General features: G+C 56.1%; 17 protein-coding genes. 7 read left to right on the top strand and 10 right to left on the bottom strand.

Going from position 1 to position 19,247, the window contains the following annotated elements; genetic code table 11:
• Positions 1 to 87: 87 nt before the first annotated feature.
• The 3 genes from I9184_RS15210 to I9184_RS15220 form a co-directional block, all read right to left on the bottom strand.
• Entirely contained in the window at positions 88 to 789 is a 702-nt protein-coding gene (locus tag I9184_RS15210) for a response regulator transcription factor (protein ID WP_152460491.1), read from the bottom strand.
• Positions 789 to 2,684: a PAS-domain containing protein gene (locus tag I9184_RS15215; protein ID WP_209835125.1), complete on the bottom strand. Its 1,896-nt coding sequence runs from the start codon at positions 2,682 to 2,684 to the stop codon at positions 789 to 791. The genes I9184_RS15210 and I9184_RS15215 overlap by 1 nt, the downstream gene beginning before the upstream one ends.
• Before the next feature lie 128 nt (positions 2,685 to 2,812).
• A complete protein-coding gene (locus I9184_RS15220; RefSeq protein WP_209835057.1) occupies positions 2,813 to 4,345 on the bottom strand; it encodes an alkaline phosphatase family protein in 1,533 nt (510 codons plus the stop codon).
• Positions 4,346 to 4,606: 261 nt separating this feature from the next.
• On the opposite strand from I9184_RS15220, the gene I9184_RS15225 reads away from it, so the two are divergent.
• The 4 genes from I9184_RS15225 to I9184_RS15240 are packed head-to-tail and all read left to right on the top strand — an operon-like array spanning position 4,607 to position 8,523.
• Complete coding sequence (locus I9184_RS15225; RefSeq protein ID WP_209835126.1) at positions 4,607 to 5,731, top strand: MlaE family lipid ABC transporter permease subunit; 1,125 nt, start codon at positions 4,607 to 4,609, stop codon at positions 5,729 to 5,731.
• 1 nt (position 5,732) lies between these two features.
• The gene (locus I9184_RS15230) at positions 5,733 to 6,548 is read left to right on the top strand and encodes an ATP-binding cassette domain-containing protein (protein WP_171636362.1); all 816 of its coding nucleotides are present in this window, start codon (positions 5,733 to 5,735) and stop codon (positions 6,546 to 6,548) included.
• Positions 6,549 to 6,553: 5 nt separating this feature from the next.
• Positions 6,554 to 7,870, top strand: coding sequence for an MlaD family protein (locus I9184_RS15235; RefSeq protein WP_171636364.1), 1,317 nt, complete (start codon positions 6,554 to 6,556; stop codon positions 7,868 to 7,870).
• Positions 7,867 to 8,523, top strand: a complete 657-nt coding sequence (locus tag I9184_RS15240) for an ABC-type transport auxiliary lipoprotein family protein (protein WP_171636366.1) — start codon at positions 7,867 to 7,869, stop codon at positions 8,521 to 8,523. Before I9184_RS15235 ends, I9184_RS15240 begins: the two co-directional genes overlap by 4 nt.
• 83 nt (positions 8,524 to 8,606) lie before the next feature.
• Here I9184_RS15240 and I9184_RS15245 read toward each other — a convergent pair whose 3' ends face one another.
• Positions 8,607 to 10,187, bottom strand: coding sequence for an FMN-binding glutamate synthase family protein (locus I9184_RS15245; protein ID WP_209835058.1), 1,581 nt, complete (start codon positions 10,185 to 10,187; stop codon positions 8,607 to 8,609).
• Positions 10,188 to 10,436: 249 nt separating this feature from the next.
• Between I9184_RS15245 and I9184_RS15250 the strand changes: the two genes are divergently transcribed.
• Together I9184_RS15250 and crcB are read left to right on the top strand one after the other, a co-directional pair.
• Positions 10,437 to 10,805, top strand: a complete 369-nt coding sequence (locus tag I9184_RS15250; RefSeq protein ID WP_171724558.1) for a CrcB family protein — start codon at positions 10,437 to 10,439, stop codon at positions 10,803 to 10,805.
• Entirely contained in the window at positions 10,802 to 11,164 is a 363-nt protein-coding gene (crcB, locus tag I9184_RS15255) for a fluoride efflux transporter CrcB (RefSeq protein ID WP_171724559.1), read from the top strand. The genes I9184_RS15250 and crcB overlap by 4 nt, the downstream gene beginning before the upstream one ends.
• Here crcB and I9184_RS15260 read toward each other — a convergent pair.
• Genes I9184_RS15260 through I9184_RS15285 form a run of 6 tightly spaced genes read right to left on the bottom strand, consistent with a single transcriptional unit; the run spans position 11,161 to position 17,693 of the window.
• Positions 11,161 to 12,684 carry a DHA2 family efflux MFS transporter permease subunit gene (locus I9184_RS15260; RefSeq protein ID WP_209835059.1) on the bottom strand — a complete coding sequence of 508 codons (1,524 nt, stop codon included), beginning with the start codon at positions 12,682 to 12,684 and terminating at the stop codon, positions 11,161 to 11,163. The genes crcB and I9184_RS15260 overlap by 4 nt on opposite strands.
• On the bottom strand, positions 12,681 to 13,664 hold the full coding sequence (locus I9184_RS15265) for an HlyD family secretion protein (RefSeq protein WP_209835060.1): 984 nt from the start codon (positions 13,662 to 13,664) through the stop codon (positions 12,681 to 12,683). The genes I9184_RS15260 and I9184_RS15265 overlap by 4 nt, the downstream gene beginning before the upstream one ends.
• Positions 13,665 to 13,698: 34 nt before the next feature.
• Positions 13,699 to 14,025, bottom strand: coding sequence for a cytochrome C oxidase subunit IV family protein (locus tag I9184_RS15270; protein ID WP_224856200.1), 327 nt, complete (start codon positions 14,023 to 14,025; stop codon positions 13,699 to 13,701).
• Positions 14,018 to 14,650, bottom strand: a complete 633-nt coding sequence (locus I9184_RS15275) for a cytochrome c oxidase subunit 3 (protein WP_209835061.1) — start codon at positions 14,648 to 14,650, stop codon at positions 14,018 to 14,020. The genes I9184_RS15270 and I9184_RS15275 overlap by 8 nt, the downstream gene beginning before the upstream one ends.
• Positions 14,647 to 16,737 carry a cbb3-type cytochrome c oxidase subunit I gene (locus I9184_RS15280; protein ID WP_171724563.1) on the bottom strand — a complete coding sequence of 697 codons (2,091 nt, stop codon included), beginning with the start codon at positions 16,735 to 16,737 and terminating at the stop codon, positions 14,647 to 14,649. The genes I9184_RS15275 and I9184_RS15280 overlap by 4 nt, the downstream gene beginning before the upstream one ends.
• Complete coding sequence (locus tag I9184_RS15285; RefSeq protein WP_245218153.1) at positions 16,734 to 17,693, bottom strand: cytochrome ubiquinol oxidase subunit II; 960 nt, start codon at positions 17,691 to 17,693, stop codon at positions 16,734 to 16,736. The genes I9184_RS15280 and I9184_RS15285 overlap by 4 nt, the downstream gene beginning before the upstream one ends.
• Before the next feature lie 185 nt (positions 17,694 to 17,878).
• Here I9184_RS15285 and I9184_RS15290 point away from each other — a divergent pair, with 185 nt between their 5' ends.
• A complete protein-coding gene (locus I9184_RS15290; RefSeq protein WP_245218166.1) occupies positions 17,879 to 19,114 on the top strand; it encodes a lytic murein transglycosylase in 1,236 nt (411 codons plus the stop codon).
• Positions 19,115 to 19,247: the final 133 nt, after the last annotated feature.

Below are 19,247 nucleotides of genomic sequence, written 5' to 3' on the forward strand. Positions count from 1 at the left end.
AGCAGCTTCAGCACGGAAGGCTCGAAAGGGTCAAACAAACATGGAAAACAACTCATCTGACCAAGTCTCGGCCGGTTGGATCTGCGACTACTTCCAACCGACATCACCCAAGAATATATACCCCGCCCCATAGATCGTCTTGATCAACCGCGGGTTCTTGGGATCTTCTCCCAGCTTGGTGCGCAACCTGGAAATCCGAACGTCCATCGCCCTGTCAAAACTGTCTCCGGCTGCGCCACCCAGGGACTCCTGCATTTGCCCTCTGCTGATCAGCCGCTTGGGGCTTTCCAGAAACAGCCGCAGGACTTCCCCCTCTGCATGGCTGAAAGGCGTTTCGTCACCTGATTCACTTTCAAGGACGTATCGGTCAAAATGTGCGGTCCAGCCGTTGAATTCCGCCGTATCCGAATGAGAGGTCTGAGTGCGAGGTGTTCTTAATCTTGCCCTGATCCGCGCCACGACTTCCGCAGGGTCAAACGGTTTTGTAATATAATCGTCTGCCCCAAGTTCCAGCCCCGTAACACGGTCCTGCACCTGCGCGCGCCCCGAAATGATGATCACTGCCGCGCCTTGTTCCAACGCCAGACGATGAACCAACGCCAGCCCATCCGTATCCGGCAATGACAGGTCGACCAGACAGACATCGGGTGTCACACGGTTGAGCGCAGCCTCGAACTCTCGTGCGCGGGAAAAACTCTGCGTACGGAAACCGGCATCCTCCAGAGCGTCCGTCAGGATGCGCCGGATTTCGGGTTCGTCGTCGAGGATGGTAACCAGCGGTTGCGTCATCAGGCGGCCTCGGTTTGGATCAGGGCTGACAATTGAGCCTGCGAAAACGGTTTACGCAACACCGGGGCCAACGCAAGGGCGCGCTGGTACAACCGGTCCGAACTGGGCAGCGATGTCATAAGGATACATGGCAATCCTGGCTTCACCTGCCGCAAAATGTCCAGACCGGTACCACTTCCTTCGAGACGGATATCGGACAGGACAAGAGAAATGTCTTCAACGCTGTTAATCAACGCCAGCGCCTCATCTACCGAATTGGCCTCGATGACGGCGAAGCCCAGCTCTACCAGCATATCCCGAAACTGCCCCCGCAAATCTTCGCTGTCTTCGACCAGAAGTACCAGACCGTTTTGCACGGGCGGAGCTGGCCGATAGGGCAACCGCAAAACGACGGACGCGCCTGATACCGTGTTCTTGAGATTCAGATCGCCCCCGGCCAGCTTGACAGTGTCATACACCATGGGCAGACCAAGCCCCGACCCGTCGCTTCCCTTGGTGGTAAAGAACGGGTTCAGCGCCTTTTCCAGCGCCTCTGGAGTAAAGCCCGGGCCAGTGTCCGATACGGTGATTTCAACCCAGATTTCTCCGATGGTATGCGCGCTGATTGTAATCTGACCCGAACTGCCGCAGGCATCCCGCGCATTCAGCACTAGGTTCAGCAACGCATCCTGCACCATTCCCGGGTCCAGCATCAAAGCCCGGTCGGGCAAAGTGTTGACCACCGACAAACCGACGCCGCGCGGCAAGGAAGGCGAGGCCAATATTCTCAGGTCTTCCAACAGCGCCTTCATGTCCGTGGCCTGAGGATGTGGCGTTCGGTTCCCGGTCATATCCGCAATCCGGTTCAGCAATTGCCCACCCCGACGCGCCGTTTGCTGTGTCGCGGCAACCAGCTCATGTGCTTCATCCGACAGGTCCATTTTGTTCAGTTTGGACTGCATCCCAAGGATGATCGTCAGCAAGTTGGAGAAGTCATGGGCCAATCCACTGGTCATCTGGGCGGCCATAGCCCGCCGACGCGTTTGCTGCAAAACGACGCGCGCCTGCGTTTCTTCGGTGATATCAACCGACATTACATAGACGCCACCGGCGTCATCGGGCGTGAATGAAACGCGGATACGGCGGGAATCCTGATCCTCGGTGAACTCGAATACGGAGATTTCTCCGTCATATGCTTTTGCCAGATGCGCTTTGACCCGCCGATACGCGGCGGCACCAAGAGCTTCGGATATGTGAAGCCCAAGAACCTCCGACGGACGTCCGGGAAGGACCGCGCTCAAACGGCGGTTGGAGTAGTCATATCGACCAGTGCTATCCAAATGCGCGATATGAGCCGGCATCATTTCGGTCATCATGCGTGTGCGGGCTTCGATTTCGGTCAGCTCGCGTTTGGCCTCTTCCAATGCCTTGATCGTGGCCGCAAGCTTTCGGTTGGTTGCAGACAGTTCTTCGGCGTGGCCGAGTAACTGTTCCGACAATTCTTCCGATCGCGCCCGCAGCAGGTTTTCTGCACGCCGGGTGCCGGTAATGTCAGTGTAAACCGCAACCCATCCGCCCTGTGGCAACGGCGCGCCTTCTATCGAGATAACCTGCCCGTTGGGCCTTACGCGTTCCATGTAATGAGGCTCGAAAGCCAAAGCCTGCTCGACGCGCAGGTTCACCATTTTTTCCACACTTTCTTCGTCACCGTATTCGCCACGGCTGGCGAGAAAATGGATGGTATCCCGAAACAAGGCTCCGCGTTCGACCAGCTCGTCCGGCAGGTCGAACATTTCCTTGAACCGACGATTGCTCAGCACCAGTTTCAGGTTGCTGTCATAGATCGAAAGCGCCTGACCGATGAGATTCAGTCCGGCAGTCGTCATCGCCTTTATGCGCTGTTCGGTGATGTCCAGGTTCGTCTTCTCCACGCCCCATGGGTACCATCAGAATTGATGCGCCGGTAGTGGAATTGATGAACGACAAAACGTCTCATGCAACTTCCATGATCCAACTGAAAAGAGCGCGAAAGCGTGCAGTGATCCTAATACCTGGAACGGGACTTCGCGCCTTCGGAAGTGATGGAGTGCAACGACAAGGTATGATCCATGTTTCGCATCCGATGGCGCAGCATCTGTCTGCCCAACCGGGCAAGATCAGCCGCAAACGCGGGGTTTTCCGCAAGGTTTTCGAATTCTCCTTGTCCCTGGTGATCAAACAGGATCGGCGGCAGGTCGGCTGCAAATTCGATCAACGTGAATCGTTCGTCCCGCAATATTCCCAGACAGGAATCACTGTTGCCCGTTCCCAACCGCCGCTGCCAGAGGGTCGGTTCTTCGGGTTCCGAAAAATCCAGCTCGCTGAAGGAATAGCTGCGCCAATCACCGGGAACGTCGCCTTGCAACAAGGGCAACAAAGACCTGCCATCCATGGCGTTTGGAACAGTCTGCCCAATCCAATCAAGGATAGTCGGCGTGACATCAATCGACTCGGTAGGAACGGTCACTTTCGCGCCGGCCATGGCCTCGTTCCCCGGCAGACGTATCATCAACGGTGTGTGATAGGCCGCGTCGTACACAGTCATTTTGCCCCAGCTGTACCTGTCGCCCAGCATTTCGCCATGATCAGCCGTTATGACCAGCATGGTATCGTCGTATTGCCCACTGTCCTTGAGATACTGAACGACGCGCCCGATATGGTGATCGACCTCGGTCGCCAATCCCAGATAAACGGCGCGCAAAGTGCGGATGTTTTCATCCGTTGGCTCAACGTCAGCAAAGCCATGAACGAACTTTTCTGCCGTATAAGCGTCCAGCTTTGGTCCGAAAAACGGATGCAGTGCCTTTTCAGCGGCTTCGCTTGGCAGGCGTTTCGGCAGAGGGATTTCCGCCGGATCGTACATGTCGTTATACGGGGCAGGCGCAACCAAAGGCGGATGAGGACGGATGTAAGTCAGATGAGCAAACCATCCCTCGCCTTGATGAGGTGCAATCCCGTCCAGAAACGCATCGGTCAGGAAGGCTGTGTCGCTGTGTTCTGCCCGATACATGGCCGGGTCGTTCAGCTTGGGCGTTTGACCATCCGGTGAGACAGGCTTGTAAACATCCCAATATGTATCGAACGTATAGCCATTTTTCATTAAATATGATCGCCAGGGGTATGACTCTTCCAGGCGCATTTCGACAACTTCAAGGAACCCGTTCATCGATTGCTCGTAAGATTTGAGCACGGGATCGTTGGGATCATGGACTCGGGGATCGGCAGACGTATCGGTGTACCCGAACAGCATCGGCATATAACCCGCCTTTCGCATTTCCGTGGCGATGTTCGGCGTGTCATGACGCAGCGGAGTACCATTTCGCACGGAACGGTGGTTCATCGCGTATTGGCCGGTCAAAATCGATGCGCGGGATGGCCCACAGGGATTGGTGACAGAGAAGTGGCGCGTAAAACTTACCGCCTCGTCCATGAAAGCCCGAAGGTTCGGTAGCTGCACGTGCTCGGCCAGAGCGCCATTCAGGCAATCTGCCCTCAATTGATCGATGATGATGAACAGAACGTTCTTGGCGTGATGCATACCGACTTCTCCGAATTCCGCACCCAGGGTTCCGCAGCGGAATGTGTCCCGCTTCCGTTTTTCGCGCAACCGATTAGTCCAACAGCCCTGCGTTTTCTTTTCCGGCCTGACTTGAGTCGAGAAAAGTAACACCCCTGTTTACAGTTACGCTTGCTTCAACTCATGGTCCGGCGTGACGCCAAGGCCATCCTGTGCGGCAAAAACCACGTCAAAGGGCACAAAGTCATTGCAGGCATTGAATGTTTTACTTCACATGGCACCATGACGCAGCCAACGATCACATCAGAGCGCGACGCCAGCGGCAATCAAGTGCGCATTTCTGGTGAGTTGCTCACACAATCCCTGCAAACCGTGGAGCGTGATTTTGCTGCGGTCCAACCTTGCGGGGGCAAAGTCGTTATTGATCTGTCCGGTATAGAAGCATTGGATACGGGCGGAGCCTGGCTGGTTGCGGACCTGGGCCGGAGGTTCACGTCAAACGGTGCCACGCTGGAGTTTCAAGGTGTGAAACCCGCACATGCGACACTGATAGACACGGTGACACGCAGCATCCCGGACAAACCCGGCAAGCTTGAGGACCCTCGTGGATTTCTGGACTGGGTCGCACATGTGGGTCAGGGCACATTCGGAGCCTGGAAGGATACCCTGTCGATTCTCGAATTTCTGGGCCTCACCCTGCACCGCTTGTTTCGGACCCTGGTCATGCCGTGGCGTCTGCGCAAAGCGGCCCTTGTCACTCATATGGAGGAAACCGGGGTCAAAGCCCTTCCCATCGTGGCCCTGATGGGTTTTCTGATCGGTGTCGTGCTGGCCTTTCAGGGTGCGACACAACTGAAACAGTTCGGGGCCGAGATCTTCGTGGTCGAACTGATTTCAATCTCGATTCTGCGAGAGCTGGGAATTTTGCTGACCGCGATTATTGTTGCCGGCCGCTCGGGTTCGGCATTCACGGCCTCGATCGGTTCGATGAAAGTACAGGAAGAGATCGACGCCATGCGGACGCTGGGCCTTGACCCGATCGAGGTTCTTGTCATTCCACGTGTTTTGGCGTTGCTGATCATGCTGCCCATTCTTGGCTTTGTCGCAGATGTTGCCGGCCTCTTCGGCGGCGCGCTGATGAGCTGGATCGATCTGGGCGTAAGCCCTGGCATGTTTGTCACCCGTTTGAAAGAAAACACCGATGTCTGGCAACTTGCGGTTGGGTTGATCAAGGCACCATTCTTTGCGCTGGTCATCGGGGTCACAGCATGCTGGCAGGCCTTGCAGGTCAAAGGGTCGGCCCAGAGTGTGGGGCAGCGTACAACCGCCTCGGTTGTGCAATCCATTTTCATGGTGATTGCAATCGACGCATTGTTTTCGATTTTCTTTTCCGAAATCGGAATCTGACATGAACGATAGCACGCAACACGAAACGGAACAGAACGCAGCGCAGCGTGACGCCGTGATCCGCGTTCGCGGTCTCAGAAACCAATTCGGAACGCAGGTGGTTCATGACGATCTGAACCTTGATGTCTGGCGCGGCGAGGTTCTGGGCATTGTTGGCGGGTCCGGAACCGGAAAATCCGTCTTGCTACGTACAATTGTGGGTCTGAACAAACCTGCTGCTGGCAGTATAGAAGTGTTGGGAGTGGATGTCCTGAACGGTCCCGAAGAGGAACGCCGCAGGATCGAACGCCACTGGGGCGTGGCCTTTCAAGACGGTGCGCTGTTTTCATCGCTGACCGTATTGCAAAACGTGATGGCCCCACTGCGAGAACATACGGGCATCAGTGAAAAACTGATGGAATCTCTGGGTGCGTTGAAGATCAGCCTTGTGGGTCTGCCCCAGCTGAGTTGCGGCAAATTTCCATCGGAGCTGTCAGGCGGCATGCGAAAGCGCGCGGCGCTTGCACGGGCACTGGCGCTTGATCCCGAAATCGTTTTTCTGGATGAACCGACTGCCGGATTGGACCCGATTGGCGCGGCTGCGTATGATGAATTGATCGGCGAATTGCAGCAGGCACTTGGGTTGACTGTTTTCATGGTCACCCATGATCTGGACAGCCTTTACGCCATCTGTGACCGAATTGCAGTGCTTGCAGAAAAACGCGTGCTGGTTGAAGGTCCGATTGAGGATATGACCAAAGTGGATCATCCTTGGGTGCAGGAATATTTCACAGGCCCCCGCGCCCGCGCGGCGCAACAGAAGGGTCAGGACAGGTAAAGGCGATGGAAACCAGAGCAAATTACATCCTGATCGGCGCGTTCACCCTTGCGGGACTGTTGGGTGTATTCGGCTTTTTCCTGTGGTTGGCGAAATTCGAAGTGACCCGGCAATACGCTTACTACGATGTATTGTTCGATAACGTCTCGGGGCTTTCGGCGGCGGGCGGAGTGAATTTCAACGGCCTTCCTGTTGGGCAGGTGATCTCTCTGAACCTGGACGAGGACGATCCGTCCAAGGTTCGCGTGCGAATAGAAGTGGATGCAGATATTCCGATCACCGAAGAAACGATCGCCCAGCTTCAATCGCTGGGTGTTACCGGCGTCGGTTACGTTGAACTTACTGGCGGGTCGCCTACTGCCGAAAGATTGCCGCAGGACAGCGTGATCAAAAGCAAGCGCAGCACCATCCAGTCATTATTTGAAGGCGCACCAAAAGTGCTGGACGAGGCCGTTACACTTCTGGAAAGCCTGAACAAGGTCGTCGACGACAAGAACCGGCAAGCCGTGAGCAGCATTCTGGACAACCTTGCCTCTGCGACTGGCCGGCTGGACAAAACATTGACAAGCTTTGAATCCGTGGCCAGCGACATAGGCAGTGCAGCCAAGGATATTGGTGAATTTTCAAAACGTCTGGACCCTTTGATCGAAACGGCGGATACGACCCTCAAGACCGGCACGGACACGCTCAATTCGGTCAAGTCCGCGTCCGAGTCAGCCAGGGCTGCGCTGGACGAAGCGAAAACGACGATCGAAACGGCAGACCGCATCTTGCAGCAGGACGTTCGACCTTTCATCGAACGCGGGTCGCAACTGGCCGAACGGTTGACCCTCTTGTCGGACGAAGGCAGCGTCACGCTGGGGATCGTGAACGAGACCGTGTTGAACGCCAACACGACACTTGGTTCGATCACATCTGCAATGGACACGGCCAAAGGTGCGCTGTCTTCGGCGGAAACGGCCTTTGAATCGGCCAACCGCGTCATGGAAGAAGACGTGGCGCCCGTAGCGGAAGATATCCGGAAGGCGGCCAACCAGGTCACCGAAACAGTCTCGAACATCACCGGTAAGATCGATCAGATTTCAGACGATGTCCTGAGCGCTTCGAACTCTGCGTCAGAGCTGCTGGGGACAATTGACGGCATCGTTCAGACCAACCGCCGGCAGGTGTCAGACTTCTTGCGGGTGGGTCTGCCGCAATTTATTCGCTTCGTCGAAGAATCCCAACGCCTGGTAATCAGCCTCGACCGTCTGGTGGACAAGGTCGAACGTGATCCTGCGCGGTTTCTGCTGGGCACCCAAGCATCGGAGTTCCGTCAATGATCAAGCCTGCAATTGCAATTCTGACGTTTGCATTGGTCGGTGGATGTGCCGGTTTGGGCACTTTGAAACAAGCCGCGAAACCCAACGATCTGTATCTGTTGACACCCAAAAGCACATTTTCGTCGGCGTTGCCGCGAATACAAAAACAGATCGTAGTTGAAGAACCAACAGCAACCGCCGCTGTGAATACGGATCAGATCGCCATTCAGCCCACCCCGTTACAGGTTCAGTATTTGCCGCGGGCACGTTGGGTGGATCGCGCACCCCTGATCGTTCAGACGCTGTTGATCGAAAGCTTTGAGAATTCTGGCAAAGTCGCTGCCGTTGGCCGGTCAACGGTCGGTCTGCGTGCTGATTACGTGATCGCACCGGACCTGCGCGAGTTTCAGGGGATTGTTGTTGCGGACCCCGAGAACGGAGATAAAATCCGTATCGAAGTGCGCATGAACATCAAGGTCATCGATGAATACGACGACAAGATCATCGCTTCGAATTCGTTTCAGGAAAATGTCGTTGCCGCAAGCGACCAGACATCAGATCTGATCAAAGCGTTTGATTTGGCCTTGGGGCGCGCGATGCGAGATTCTGTTGAATGGAGCATTCGCAGGATCAGCACGCATGTGGCCAACAATCCCAGATCGAACCCCAGTTGAGTTAAGCCACATGTCAAAACAGTAAGTGCGGGCGCAGTTCGCCCACACCTGTTCTGGGTAAACGGTTGTTAACGGATCGGGTCTCAGAAACGAGATGCCGAAGCGCGTTCCCAATCCGCCGCGAATTCCTCGGGCACAACACCTGCCAGCAGCGCACCATCCTCCAGATAGGTGTAGAGGTCACCATAGGTTCGCTCATGCTCGTCCGCCGTGCGCCGCAAAATGTCGCGTGGATGCAGCTCGGACACTTTTTCCTTTCCCATCGCACCCAAGAGTTCGCGGAAACTTTCGAGTGTTGCGTCGTGATACCGGTGAACGCGCCGCCGCTTTTGCGGGATGTTCACAGCGCGCCCGCGCACGGGATCCTGAGTGGCGACCCCGGACGGGCAACGGTTGGTGTTGCAATGCAAGGCCTGAATGCAGCCCACCGCAAACATCATCGCCCGTGCCGCGTTGCACATATCCGCACCAAGCGCGAATTTCTCGACCATGTCGTATCCGGTCGCCACTTTGCCCGCGCAAATGATCCGGATCTTGTCGCGCAGCCCAACGCCACGCAGGCAATTGTTTGCGAAAATCAGCGCCTCGTTCAGGGGCATACCCAGACGGTTGGTGAACTCGACCGGGGCCGCGCCTGTACCCCCTTCTGATCCGTCAATGGTGATGAAGTCCGGCAAAATCCCTGTCTCGAGCATGGCCTTGCAGATCGACATGAACTCGGAAGGTTTGCCAATACACACTTTGAAGCCGACAGGTTTGCCGCCGGACATTTCGCGAAGATCTTGAACGAAGTGCATCAACCCCGAGGGCCCGTCAAAAGCGCTGTGAGTTGGGGGGGAAATCACATCCTGATGCTCGGGCACCCCGCGGATTTCGGCAATTTCGGCATCGACCTTGGCAGCGGGCAGAACGCCCCCATGCGCAGGCTTGGCACCTTGGGACAACTTGATCTCGATTGCCTTGACCACATCCTTTGTGGCCTTTTCGGCGAACTTGTCCTTGTCAAACCCGCCTTCCGGCGTTCGACATCCAAAATAGCCCGTCCCAATCTGCCAGATGATATCGCCGCCTTCGGCCAGATGGTGAGGAGACAACCCGCCTTCACCGGTATTGTGGGCGAAACCTCCATCCTTTGCCCCGCCGTTCAGCGCGCGGATGGCGTTGGCGCTCAGGGCGCCGAAGCTCATGGCCGAAACATTGAGACGCGAGGCGCTGTAAGGCTTTGTGCATTGTGGCCCGCCCAACATGACGCGATCTTCGCTTTTGTCCACGTGCTTGGGCGCAAGCGAATGATTTGCGCGGTGATATCCGACCTCGTTTATGTCGTATTGTGTTCCGAAGGCCTGCGTATCCATCTGGCCCTTGGCGCGGGAATAAACCAGGCCGCGTACGATCCGGTTATAAGGTCGGCCGCTTTCGTTGGTTTCAACGAAATACTGTCGAATTTCCGGGCTGACGAATTCAAGCATGTACCGGAAATGCCCCAGAACCGGATAGTTGTTCAGCACATTGTGCTTGGTAGTCAAAACATCATAAAGGCCGATGACCGCGTAGGGCACCAAGATGACCAAAAGCCAATGTACGGGTGGCCAGAAGAACCCCAACAGCAACACGAACGGCAGGCAGACATAGCTCAGAAAATAGTAGATCCTGCGTACAATCATGTTCCTGTCTCCTCATGTTTCCGACCGGTGGTTGCGCGTTCCAACAGCACTCAACGTGAAACAGATTGATTTTTAATTGCAAGCTTTCGCGGGAATTTATCCGCCCAAAGACGAAAACGTGAAAGTGCGTTACGGTGGCTCAACAGTTGAACAGGGTGTCGCCAGTGGATATGCCACGCATACCAGAAGGCGACAGGCATACACTTGACAAAGACGCATTCCCAACCCCGACGCGACCGAAAGAGCCTTATGTTTCTCGCCGTCTTTGCCGGAGGAGCGCTGGGATCGTTGTTGCGCGAAGTTTTCGCGCTGGAAATCCCCGGCCTCAGTTTCCTCACGTCGACCTTCGGCATTAACGTGGCGGCCTGTTTCGTCTTGGGGTGGCTGTATTCAATACGTCACAAGGTGCACGCGCATGTTTTGCATCTGGGCGCGGTCGGATTTTGTGGTGGGTTGTCCACCTTTTCATCTTTTGTAGCTGATCTGGAACGTATTGCCGAAAGTGATCTTTGGGCCGTGCCGCTTGCTGTCGGGTTGGAAGTCGCGTTAGGCATTGGCGCTGCCCTGGTCGGAGAGAAGCTGGGCAACCATTTTCATTCCGAGAGGTCACCGTCATGAATGACCTCTATCTTCATGCGATGTTCGGACTGGGCGGAGGCCTGGGGGCGGTCCTGCGTCATTGGCTGGCTTTGAAAGTGCGGCACGATTTGCCCTTTTCGACGTTGATCGTCAATGTATTGGGCAGCCTGCTGCTGGGGATCTGGATCGGCTATCTGGGTGGCCCTGTCGACATCCCCGAGGATCAAAGACGGCTGGTCTTTGGATTCTGCGGCGGGTTCACCACGTTTTCCAGCTTTGCCTATCAATCTCTTGAACTTCGGCGCGAGCGCACTCTGGTTCTGGCAGCTGGCAATATCCTGATCAGCCTGGTGCTGTGCTGGTTCGCCCTGTGGCTTGGGCTGACCTTGACGCGCTAATGCACATGAGCGGCAACATGTGACCCGGGCTTCGGAGCGCGACAAAAGAAAAGCAATGGAATTGTCGCCAAGGCAAGCAGACCCAGATTGTTGAATACGGTCAAATAGGAAATCATCTCGGCCTGCTTCATGATTTCCTGGCCCAGAATGGCAGCACCTTCAGCGCTGTCCGGCGCAAGGCCAAGCGGGCTCAGATACGCCTGGGCCGCGGGGTTGTAGGGCGTCACATTCTGGCTGAGCACCGCCGTATTGGTCTGCAACCCGCGTACAACCCAGGTGCCGACCAGCGAGATGCCAACCGACGACCCCAGTTGCCTTGTCACGTTGAACAGACCAGAAGCTTCGTCCTGCCGGCCTTTACTGATGCTCTCGAAAGCCAGTATCGACATGGGCACGAACACAAGACCCATCCCGAGGCCGCTGATGGCCCCCGGCCATGCGAGCTCCCAAAAACCGGCATTGAGGTTGATGGCCCCCATCATGAAATTCCCTATTGCTGTCAGCAACAGGCCGATGCCCGCCAGCAGGCGCGGATCGAAGCGGTTTACCAGAACTGCGCCGGTCAGAACCATGGACAGCCCTGCGGTCAGGCCACGCGGAATGAACAGATGGCCCGACGCGATGACTGGGAAATCCAGCAGACTTTGAACAAGCGTCGGCAAAATCGCGATGCCCCCGAACAGAGACACGGCAAAACCCGCGATGATCAGATTGCACAGGGCAAAGTTTCGGTCTGCGAACAGACGCAGGTCCACAACCGAATTGCGAGAGGTCAACGCGTGAAAAATGAAACCAAACGCCCCGATAACTGCTGCGATCACAGCCACCTGGATGACGCGGGACGACATCCAGTCCAGTGTCTCGCCTTGATCCAGAACGAATTGAAGGCACCCGATTCCAATAGCCAGCAGAGCAAGGCCTTTCCAATCGATCTGAACCTCCTCGGTTTTGTCTTCCGGCAATTCTCCGGCCAGCAGAAGCAGCGCAAGGGCCGCCACAGGAACATTGACAAAGAAGACCATCCGCCAGGAAAAATATTCGGTCAGGATTGCACCGACCGTTGGCCCCAGTACCGGCGCCACCACGACGCCCAGACCGAAGATGGCCATTGCCTGTCCGCGCTTTTCCCGCGGGAAGGCATCAAATAGAATGGACTGGGACAAAGGGATCAGGAAAGCGCCGAACATGCCCTGAGCCAGCCGAAAGGCAACGATGACCTCAAGGCTCCAGGACATGCCGCACATCATCGACATGACGGCAAAACCAGTCACCGCCGTCAGGATCAACCGTCGTCGGCCCACGCGTCGGGCGACGAACCCTGTCAACGGCATGATGACCACCGCGGAAACGATATAGCTGGTCAGAATCCATGTCGCCTGATCGGTCGTCGCCCCGAATGCGGCCTGGATATGCGGCAACGCCACATTGACAATCGTACTGTCCAGGACTTCCAGAATGGCGCTGAGAACAACGGCGATCACGATCACCATGTTCACATGGCCGGACGCCACAGGGGTCATTTGCCGTCCACCGGACCTGTTGTATCTACGACAACTTTGCTGCTGCCTCCGACACGCAAGGGCGCATCGGTCGGGTCAAGCGCGATCCGAACCGGAAATCGCCGGGTGACCTTGACCCAATTCCCGCTCGCGTTTTCCGAGGGCAACAAGGAAAACGTGTCCCCGGACCCTCGCCCGATTGACGCCACCTTACCTGTAAGCGTCGTTCCGGGGAGCATATCGACACGTATTGTGACCGGCTGCCCCGGACGAATGCGCGCCAATGCGGTCTCTTTGAAGTTCGCGTCCACCCACCAATCGGACGATTCGACAATCGAGAATTGCGGGGCATTGGCGGACACCGACGATCCTGGTCGAAGAGTCAGATTGGCAATCCATCCGTCGGCCGCAGCATGGATCTTGGTCCAGGCAAGGTTGGTTTGCGCAATTTCAAGTTGTGCCCGCGCAGACAGGATATCATCCTGTTTTGCCTGCAACCCGCTTTTCAGTGCCAAAAGGCTGGACTGGCTGGTCGTCAACCTTGCAGAGGCTTGGGCGAAATCCGATGCCGTCTGATCCAGCGATGCCTGCGCGACATCGCCTGATGCGAACAGGGCTTTTGCACGTTCAAAACTCTTCAATGCAGTATCGTAGGCCGATTGGGCGCTGTCGACCGAAGCCTCAGCTGCCGCAATCTGTGTGGAATAGGATTTGGCCTGTTGTATCGCACTATCCAGATTGGCTTTGGCTGCATCCACAGAAGCCTTGAATTGAGTGTCGTCGATCGTGAAAAGCAGATCGCCGTTTTTCACGGGCTGGTTTTCGATCACATGTACATCGGCCACCTGCCCAGTCACCTGCGCAGCGACGTAGATAATGTTCGCGCCCAGATATGCATCCTGAGTGGACGGGTAGCGCTCTTCGTGCCTCCAGAACAGAACAAGACCGACTGCAATTGCTGCAAGTATCAAAGCCACGACTGCGATTTTGAGTGGCTTCATTCTCATATCCCTTTCTGCACGCGCCCCATGCGCATCACATCACATGCATGTGCATTCGAATTGCCAGATTGCCCAGCACCCAGACCGTTCCAAAAATCATGATCAACAGAACCATCGTGGAAAACAGAACCAGATGCAGGTCTTCGCGGCTGCTGCGCCGGCGATCGATGTGCAGGAAATAAACAAGTTGCAGAACAAGTTGGGCCAGACCCAGCAATCCAATTGTCAGGTAAACACCGGGGGTTTCGATCCCAAACAGATGGGCCACGCCGAAGGTCGCAAAAGTCAACAGCAGCGAACCACCGTATCCGATCACATAGCGCCGACGCTCGCGACGGTGCATTTCAGAGCGCTTATCCATAGGTCAGGCCTCCGAAATAAACGATGGTGATGATCCCGATCCAGATCAGGTCCAGAAAATGCCAGAACAGGGCCAACCGTACCACGCGCGATATAATGACGTCCGTCATCCCTTTCACACGCAACTGGATACCCAGAACGATCAGCCACAAGCACCCAGCGGCGACGTGCAAGCCATGCAGCGGAACAAGTCCGAAGAAAGCCGACAAGAAACCGCTGCGCTGCGGAATGCCACCTTGTTCCGCCATGGCCATGAAATCACGCACCTCTAGCACCAGGAAGCTGATGCCCAGAAAAAGCGTGACGCCAAACCACAAGACAATACGAGCGCGCGGCAGATTGTATTTCAGCGCCAGCATGGCAAGGCCAACCGTCAGACTGCTTGTCAACAGGATGAGCGTCTGCGCAAAGACGCTTTTGAGATCAAACAGCTCGTGCGGACCGGGACCACCGGCCTGTGCATCGATCATCGTGATGTAAATCGCAAACATCAGGCCGAAATAGACCAGGTCGCTCATCAAAAAGATCCAGAACCCGAAGGTGACGACCTCGGTCGCCTTGTCAGCACTCGCGTGACGTTCCCCCAGGTTGATACCCGGATAGCTGTGGGTGGGCGCGCGCTTCATGTCACCGCCTCCAGATCGGGGCGGGCGAGGCCGCGATTTTCCGAAGACGTCTCGAAATCGCGATCCACCGCCTTTTCACCGTGAACCAATGCAAGCCAGGCTTCGTGATCCTTGCGCACTTCTTCCGCCGGTATGGTCAGCTCGGTACTGTCGTCGAACGTCCAGACGATCACCGCCAGGATCATCAGAACCGTCATCAATGCAGCCAACCACCAGATCCACCAGACCAGCGCGAACATCCAGATACCACTCATGACACACAGAACGAACCCAATGCCTGTATTGCGCGGCAAATCGATATCTTCATAGGCGTCGGGCGTTGGGTAGGCTGCCCCCTTTTCCTTTGCTGCCGCAAAATCATCCCGGTCCGTAACGGTTGGGATGATCGCAAAGTTGTACGGCGGCGGCGGCGACGGAACAGACCATTCCAACGTCCGTCCATCCCATGGATCTCCAACGGGAACACGGGTCTTTTCGCGGTCACGGATGCTGACCCAAAGTTGGATCAGAACCGAGAACAACGCGCAGGTAATCACCAGCGCCCCGACGATCGCCACCACCATGAAGGGATGGAAAGATGGGTCATCATAGCTGAAAGAACGGCGCGGCATCCCCATCAGCCCGACGAAGTAAAGCGGCATGAAGGTCAACAAAAATCCTATGGTCCAGAGGGCAACCGTGACGCGGCCCCAGAACTCGTTCAGGCGAAAGCCGAAAGCCTTGGGGAACCAGTAGTTATAGGCGGCCAAAAGTCCAAACAGCACACCCGGCAACAGTACGTTGTGGAAGTGGGCCACCAGGAACAGCGTATTGTGTACCTGATAATCCACGGTCGGATTGGCCAGGATCACCCCGCTCAGGCCACCAATCACGAACAACATCAAAAATGCCAAACCATACAGCATCGGCACCGAGAACCGGATGCGCCCCCGCCACAAAGTCGCCATCCAGTCATAGACTTTTACACCGGTGGGAATGGCGATCAGCATGGTTGCGATACCAAAAACGGCGTTGATCAGGGCGCTCTGCCCCATGGTGAAGAAGTGGTGCAGCCAGACGGTAAACGACAGAACCGCGATCGACATCGTGGCGATGACGAGCGAGTTGTAGCCGTAGAGCCTCTTGGCCGAAAAAGTCGCAAAAACTTCGGAGTAGATGCCGTAGGCAGGCAGAACCAGCAGGTAAACCTCGGGGTGGCCGAACAGCCAGAACAGATTGGCATAGTTCATCATGTTGCCGCCGAGGTCATTGGTGAAAAAGTGGAAGTCCAAATAGCGGTCCGCGGCCAGCAAAAGCGCCGCGACGCCCAGCGGCGGCATGGCAAAGACGATCAGGATCGAACTGCATATGATGGTCCAGCAATACATCGGCAGCCGCATGAAGGTCATGCCCGGCGCGCGCATCTTGTAGATCGTAACGGCAAAATTGATACCGGTAAGCGTCGTGCCGATACCCGATACAACGATCGCCCAGATCCAGTAGTCCGGCCCAACGCCCGGATTGAAGGCGGCCCCGGTATACGGTGGGTAGGCCGTCCAGCCACCGGTCGAGAACCGCCCCACGACCAGCGAAACCATAAGCATCATACCGGAAGACACCGTCAGGCCCAGACTGATCTGGTTCAAGCGAGGGAACGCCACATCCCGCGCCCCGATCATCAGCGGAACGACATAGTTCGCGATACCAAAGACAAAAGGCACCGCGACAAAGAAAATCATGATCGTGCCATGGGTGCTGAACAGCTCGGCGAAATGTTCGGCTTCCAGGAACCCGTCGCCCGGGCCCGCGGCTTGCTGCGCGCGCATGACAACGCCTTCCAACACGCCGCGCGCCAGCATGACGATGGCAAAGACGACATACATGATCCCTATCTTCTTGTGATCAACACTGGTCAGCCAATCGCGCCAGAGGGGCGTCCACAACCGAAACCAGCTGAGCAGGCTGACCACGACGACAACGCCAACCAAGACGATTGCGGCCGCGGCGTTGGCAACGATCTCATTCGCGTTCGGGTTCTGGATCAACCCTGTGATCGGAAGCGCATCCCAGTCGAGGCGGCCGAGGAATCCTGAATAGGACGGCGTCATTGCTGCACCACCTGCCCGTAGGATGCCGTTCCCGGCTGTTGATCAACCGGCAGCGCTTTGCCGCTGTGATAGCGGTGCAGGATCGTTTGAAACAAATCTTGTTCCATCGTGAAGTACAGCGCGTCCTTTGGCATTTTGTCGGTGCCCAGCGCCGCCTGCACCTCATCCCTGTCTGTCCGCATCGCGAGCATCTGATACGTTTCCGGGTCCAGTCGGATACCATTTTCGCGCACTTTCTGGGCCCAGCTTTCAAATTCATCACTGTTCATGGCAACGGTACGAAATTTCTGTTTGGTAAAACCCCGCCCGTTGTACTGCGTGTTCTCGCCTTGCATGACCTCGGGGACGTCCGCGACCAGATGCAGTTGGGTGGTCATTCCCGGCATCGCGTAAATCTGGCCCGCCAGCGCAGGGATCATGAAGGATTGCATGACGGTATCGGTGGTCAGCGTCATAGCCACTTGCTTTTTGGTGGGAATGCCGAACTCGCCCACACTGGCAATACCAAGATCGGGATAGATGAACAGCCACTTCCAATCCAGCCCGACAACCTGCACGCGCAAGGCCGGATCTTCACCAAACGCCGACGCGTATGGATCAAGCCGATGGGTGGCCTTCCAAAGGTAAAACGACAGGAGCGCCACAATCACAACGGGCACACCCCACATGAGGAATTCCAGTTTCGCGGAAAAATCCCAATCCGGTCGGTAAGCTGCGTGACTGTTCCTTCTGCGGCGATAACGAAACGCGATCAACGGTACCAGTATCAGCACAGGGATAACAGCCACCATGATCAAAGCGGTCGCCCGCAGCAGATGCGTTTTCTGGATGGCGGCAATGGGTCCTTGCGGATCCATGAAACTGTCGCTGGCGGAAACCATGTGCGGCATCGACACAAACAGGATCACCGCCATCGCAAGCAAAGGGATTGGATTGGGCGTTTTTACATGTGCCATGACTGACTGCCCCTTCCTCAAACAAAATATCATTCGACTATCGACAAGTGCGTGAATTTTCTCAAGAGTTTTTCAAACCACCAATTGCCCAAGTCTATCCCGATTCAACTTCGGGTAAATGGGCCCAAGCCATTGCGGCATCTTCCCGTTGACTTGCAATCCCAACCGGGACAGACAAAATGACGATGCGTATTCTGGTATTCTCTTTCGGGTTCATCCTGCTCTTTCAGCCCTTGTTGGCACAGGATCGTGCGGCGATCGAACGCCAGTTTCAGTCGTGGTTGCAAGAAACCATTTGGCCTCGGGCAAAGGCCAAAGGTGTGACACGCGAGACGATGCAAGCAGCCCTTTCCGGCGTGACCCTTGACTGGAAATTGCCTGATCTGGTGCCTCCGGGAAGCGCGCGCAAAACGCCCAAGGTCCAGAAGCAGGCCGAGTTTGGCTCACCCGGTCGCTATTTCAATCCGGGGTCGGTACAAGGCGCAACATCGGCAGGACGGAAAATGGCACGGCGCCATGCCGCAACTCTGGCGGCGGTCGAAGCTGAAACCGGCGTTCCTGCCCGCATTATTCTGGCGATCTGGGGAAGAGAGAGCGGATACGGACAGGTTCCGATCCGACATGATGCTTTCCGGGTACTGTCGACTAAGGCTTTCATGAGCACTCGGGCAGACTATTTCACAGCCGAGCTTGTTGCCGCGCCGCAAATCGCAGAAGCAGGACACCAGCCCGCCCGGCAAATGAAAAGCAGTTGGGCTGGCGCTTTGGGTCAGCCTCAGTTCATGCCGTCCAACTATTTGTCCTATGCTGTCGACGGCAACGGCGACGGAGCGGCTGATATTTGGGGGTCACCCGAAGATACGATTGCGTCAATCGGAAACTACCTCATGAAACACGGCTGGGTTCCTGCACGGGATTGGGGATTCGAGGTTGTCGTACCCCAAAATGTCTCTTGCGCTTTGGAAGGCCCCGATCAGGGGCGACCTATTCAGGACTGGGTTGAGATGGGGATACGTCGCGTCTCGGGCAAACCCTTTCCAGCCCATGAGCTGCGTGGTGACGGGTACTTGATGATGCCCGCAGGACGACATGGTCCGGCATTTCTGGTCACGCCAAACTTCTACGTTCTGAAGGAATACAACAAAAGCGACCTGTATGCCTTGTTTGTCGGCCATGTTGGCGACCGTATTCAATACGGTATCGGAGATTTCAATGGCGCTTGGGGAAAGGTCGGCGGGCTGTACAGATCTGATATCGCCAAGATGCAGCAGGCGTTGGAACAGAAAGGGCATGATGTCGGAGGGGTCGATGGACTGCCGGGGTTCAAAACGCGTCGTTCGATAGGTCGATGGCAAGAGACCCTGGGCATCGAACAGACCTGCTTTCCGGATGCGCTGATGAAAACAAGCCTGGCCCCGTGAGGCAAACCAAGTTGTTCAGCCGACTCTGACACCCGGCCGGCTCATCGATCCAATGTGCAACAATCAGGCGCTTCCAGAACCTATCAACGGAACCTCGTAACAATTGTTGCCCATTCGAAAACAAACTCTAAAA

The organism is Ruegeria sp. HKCCE3926 (genome assembly GCF_017872515.1).
Lineage (GTDB): Bacteria > Pseudomonadota > Alphaproteobacteria > Rhodobacterales > Rhodobacteraceae > Ruegeria.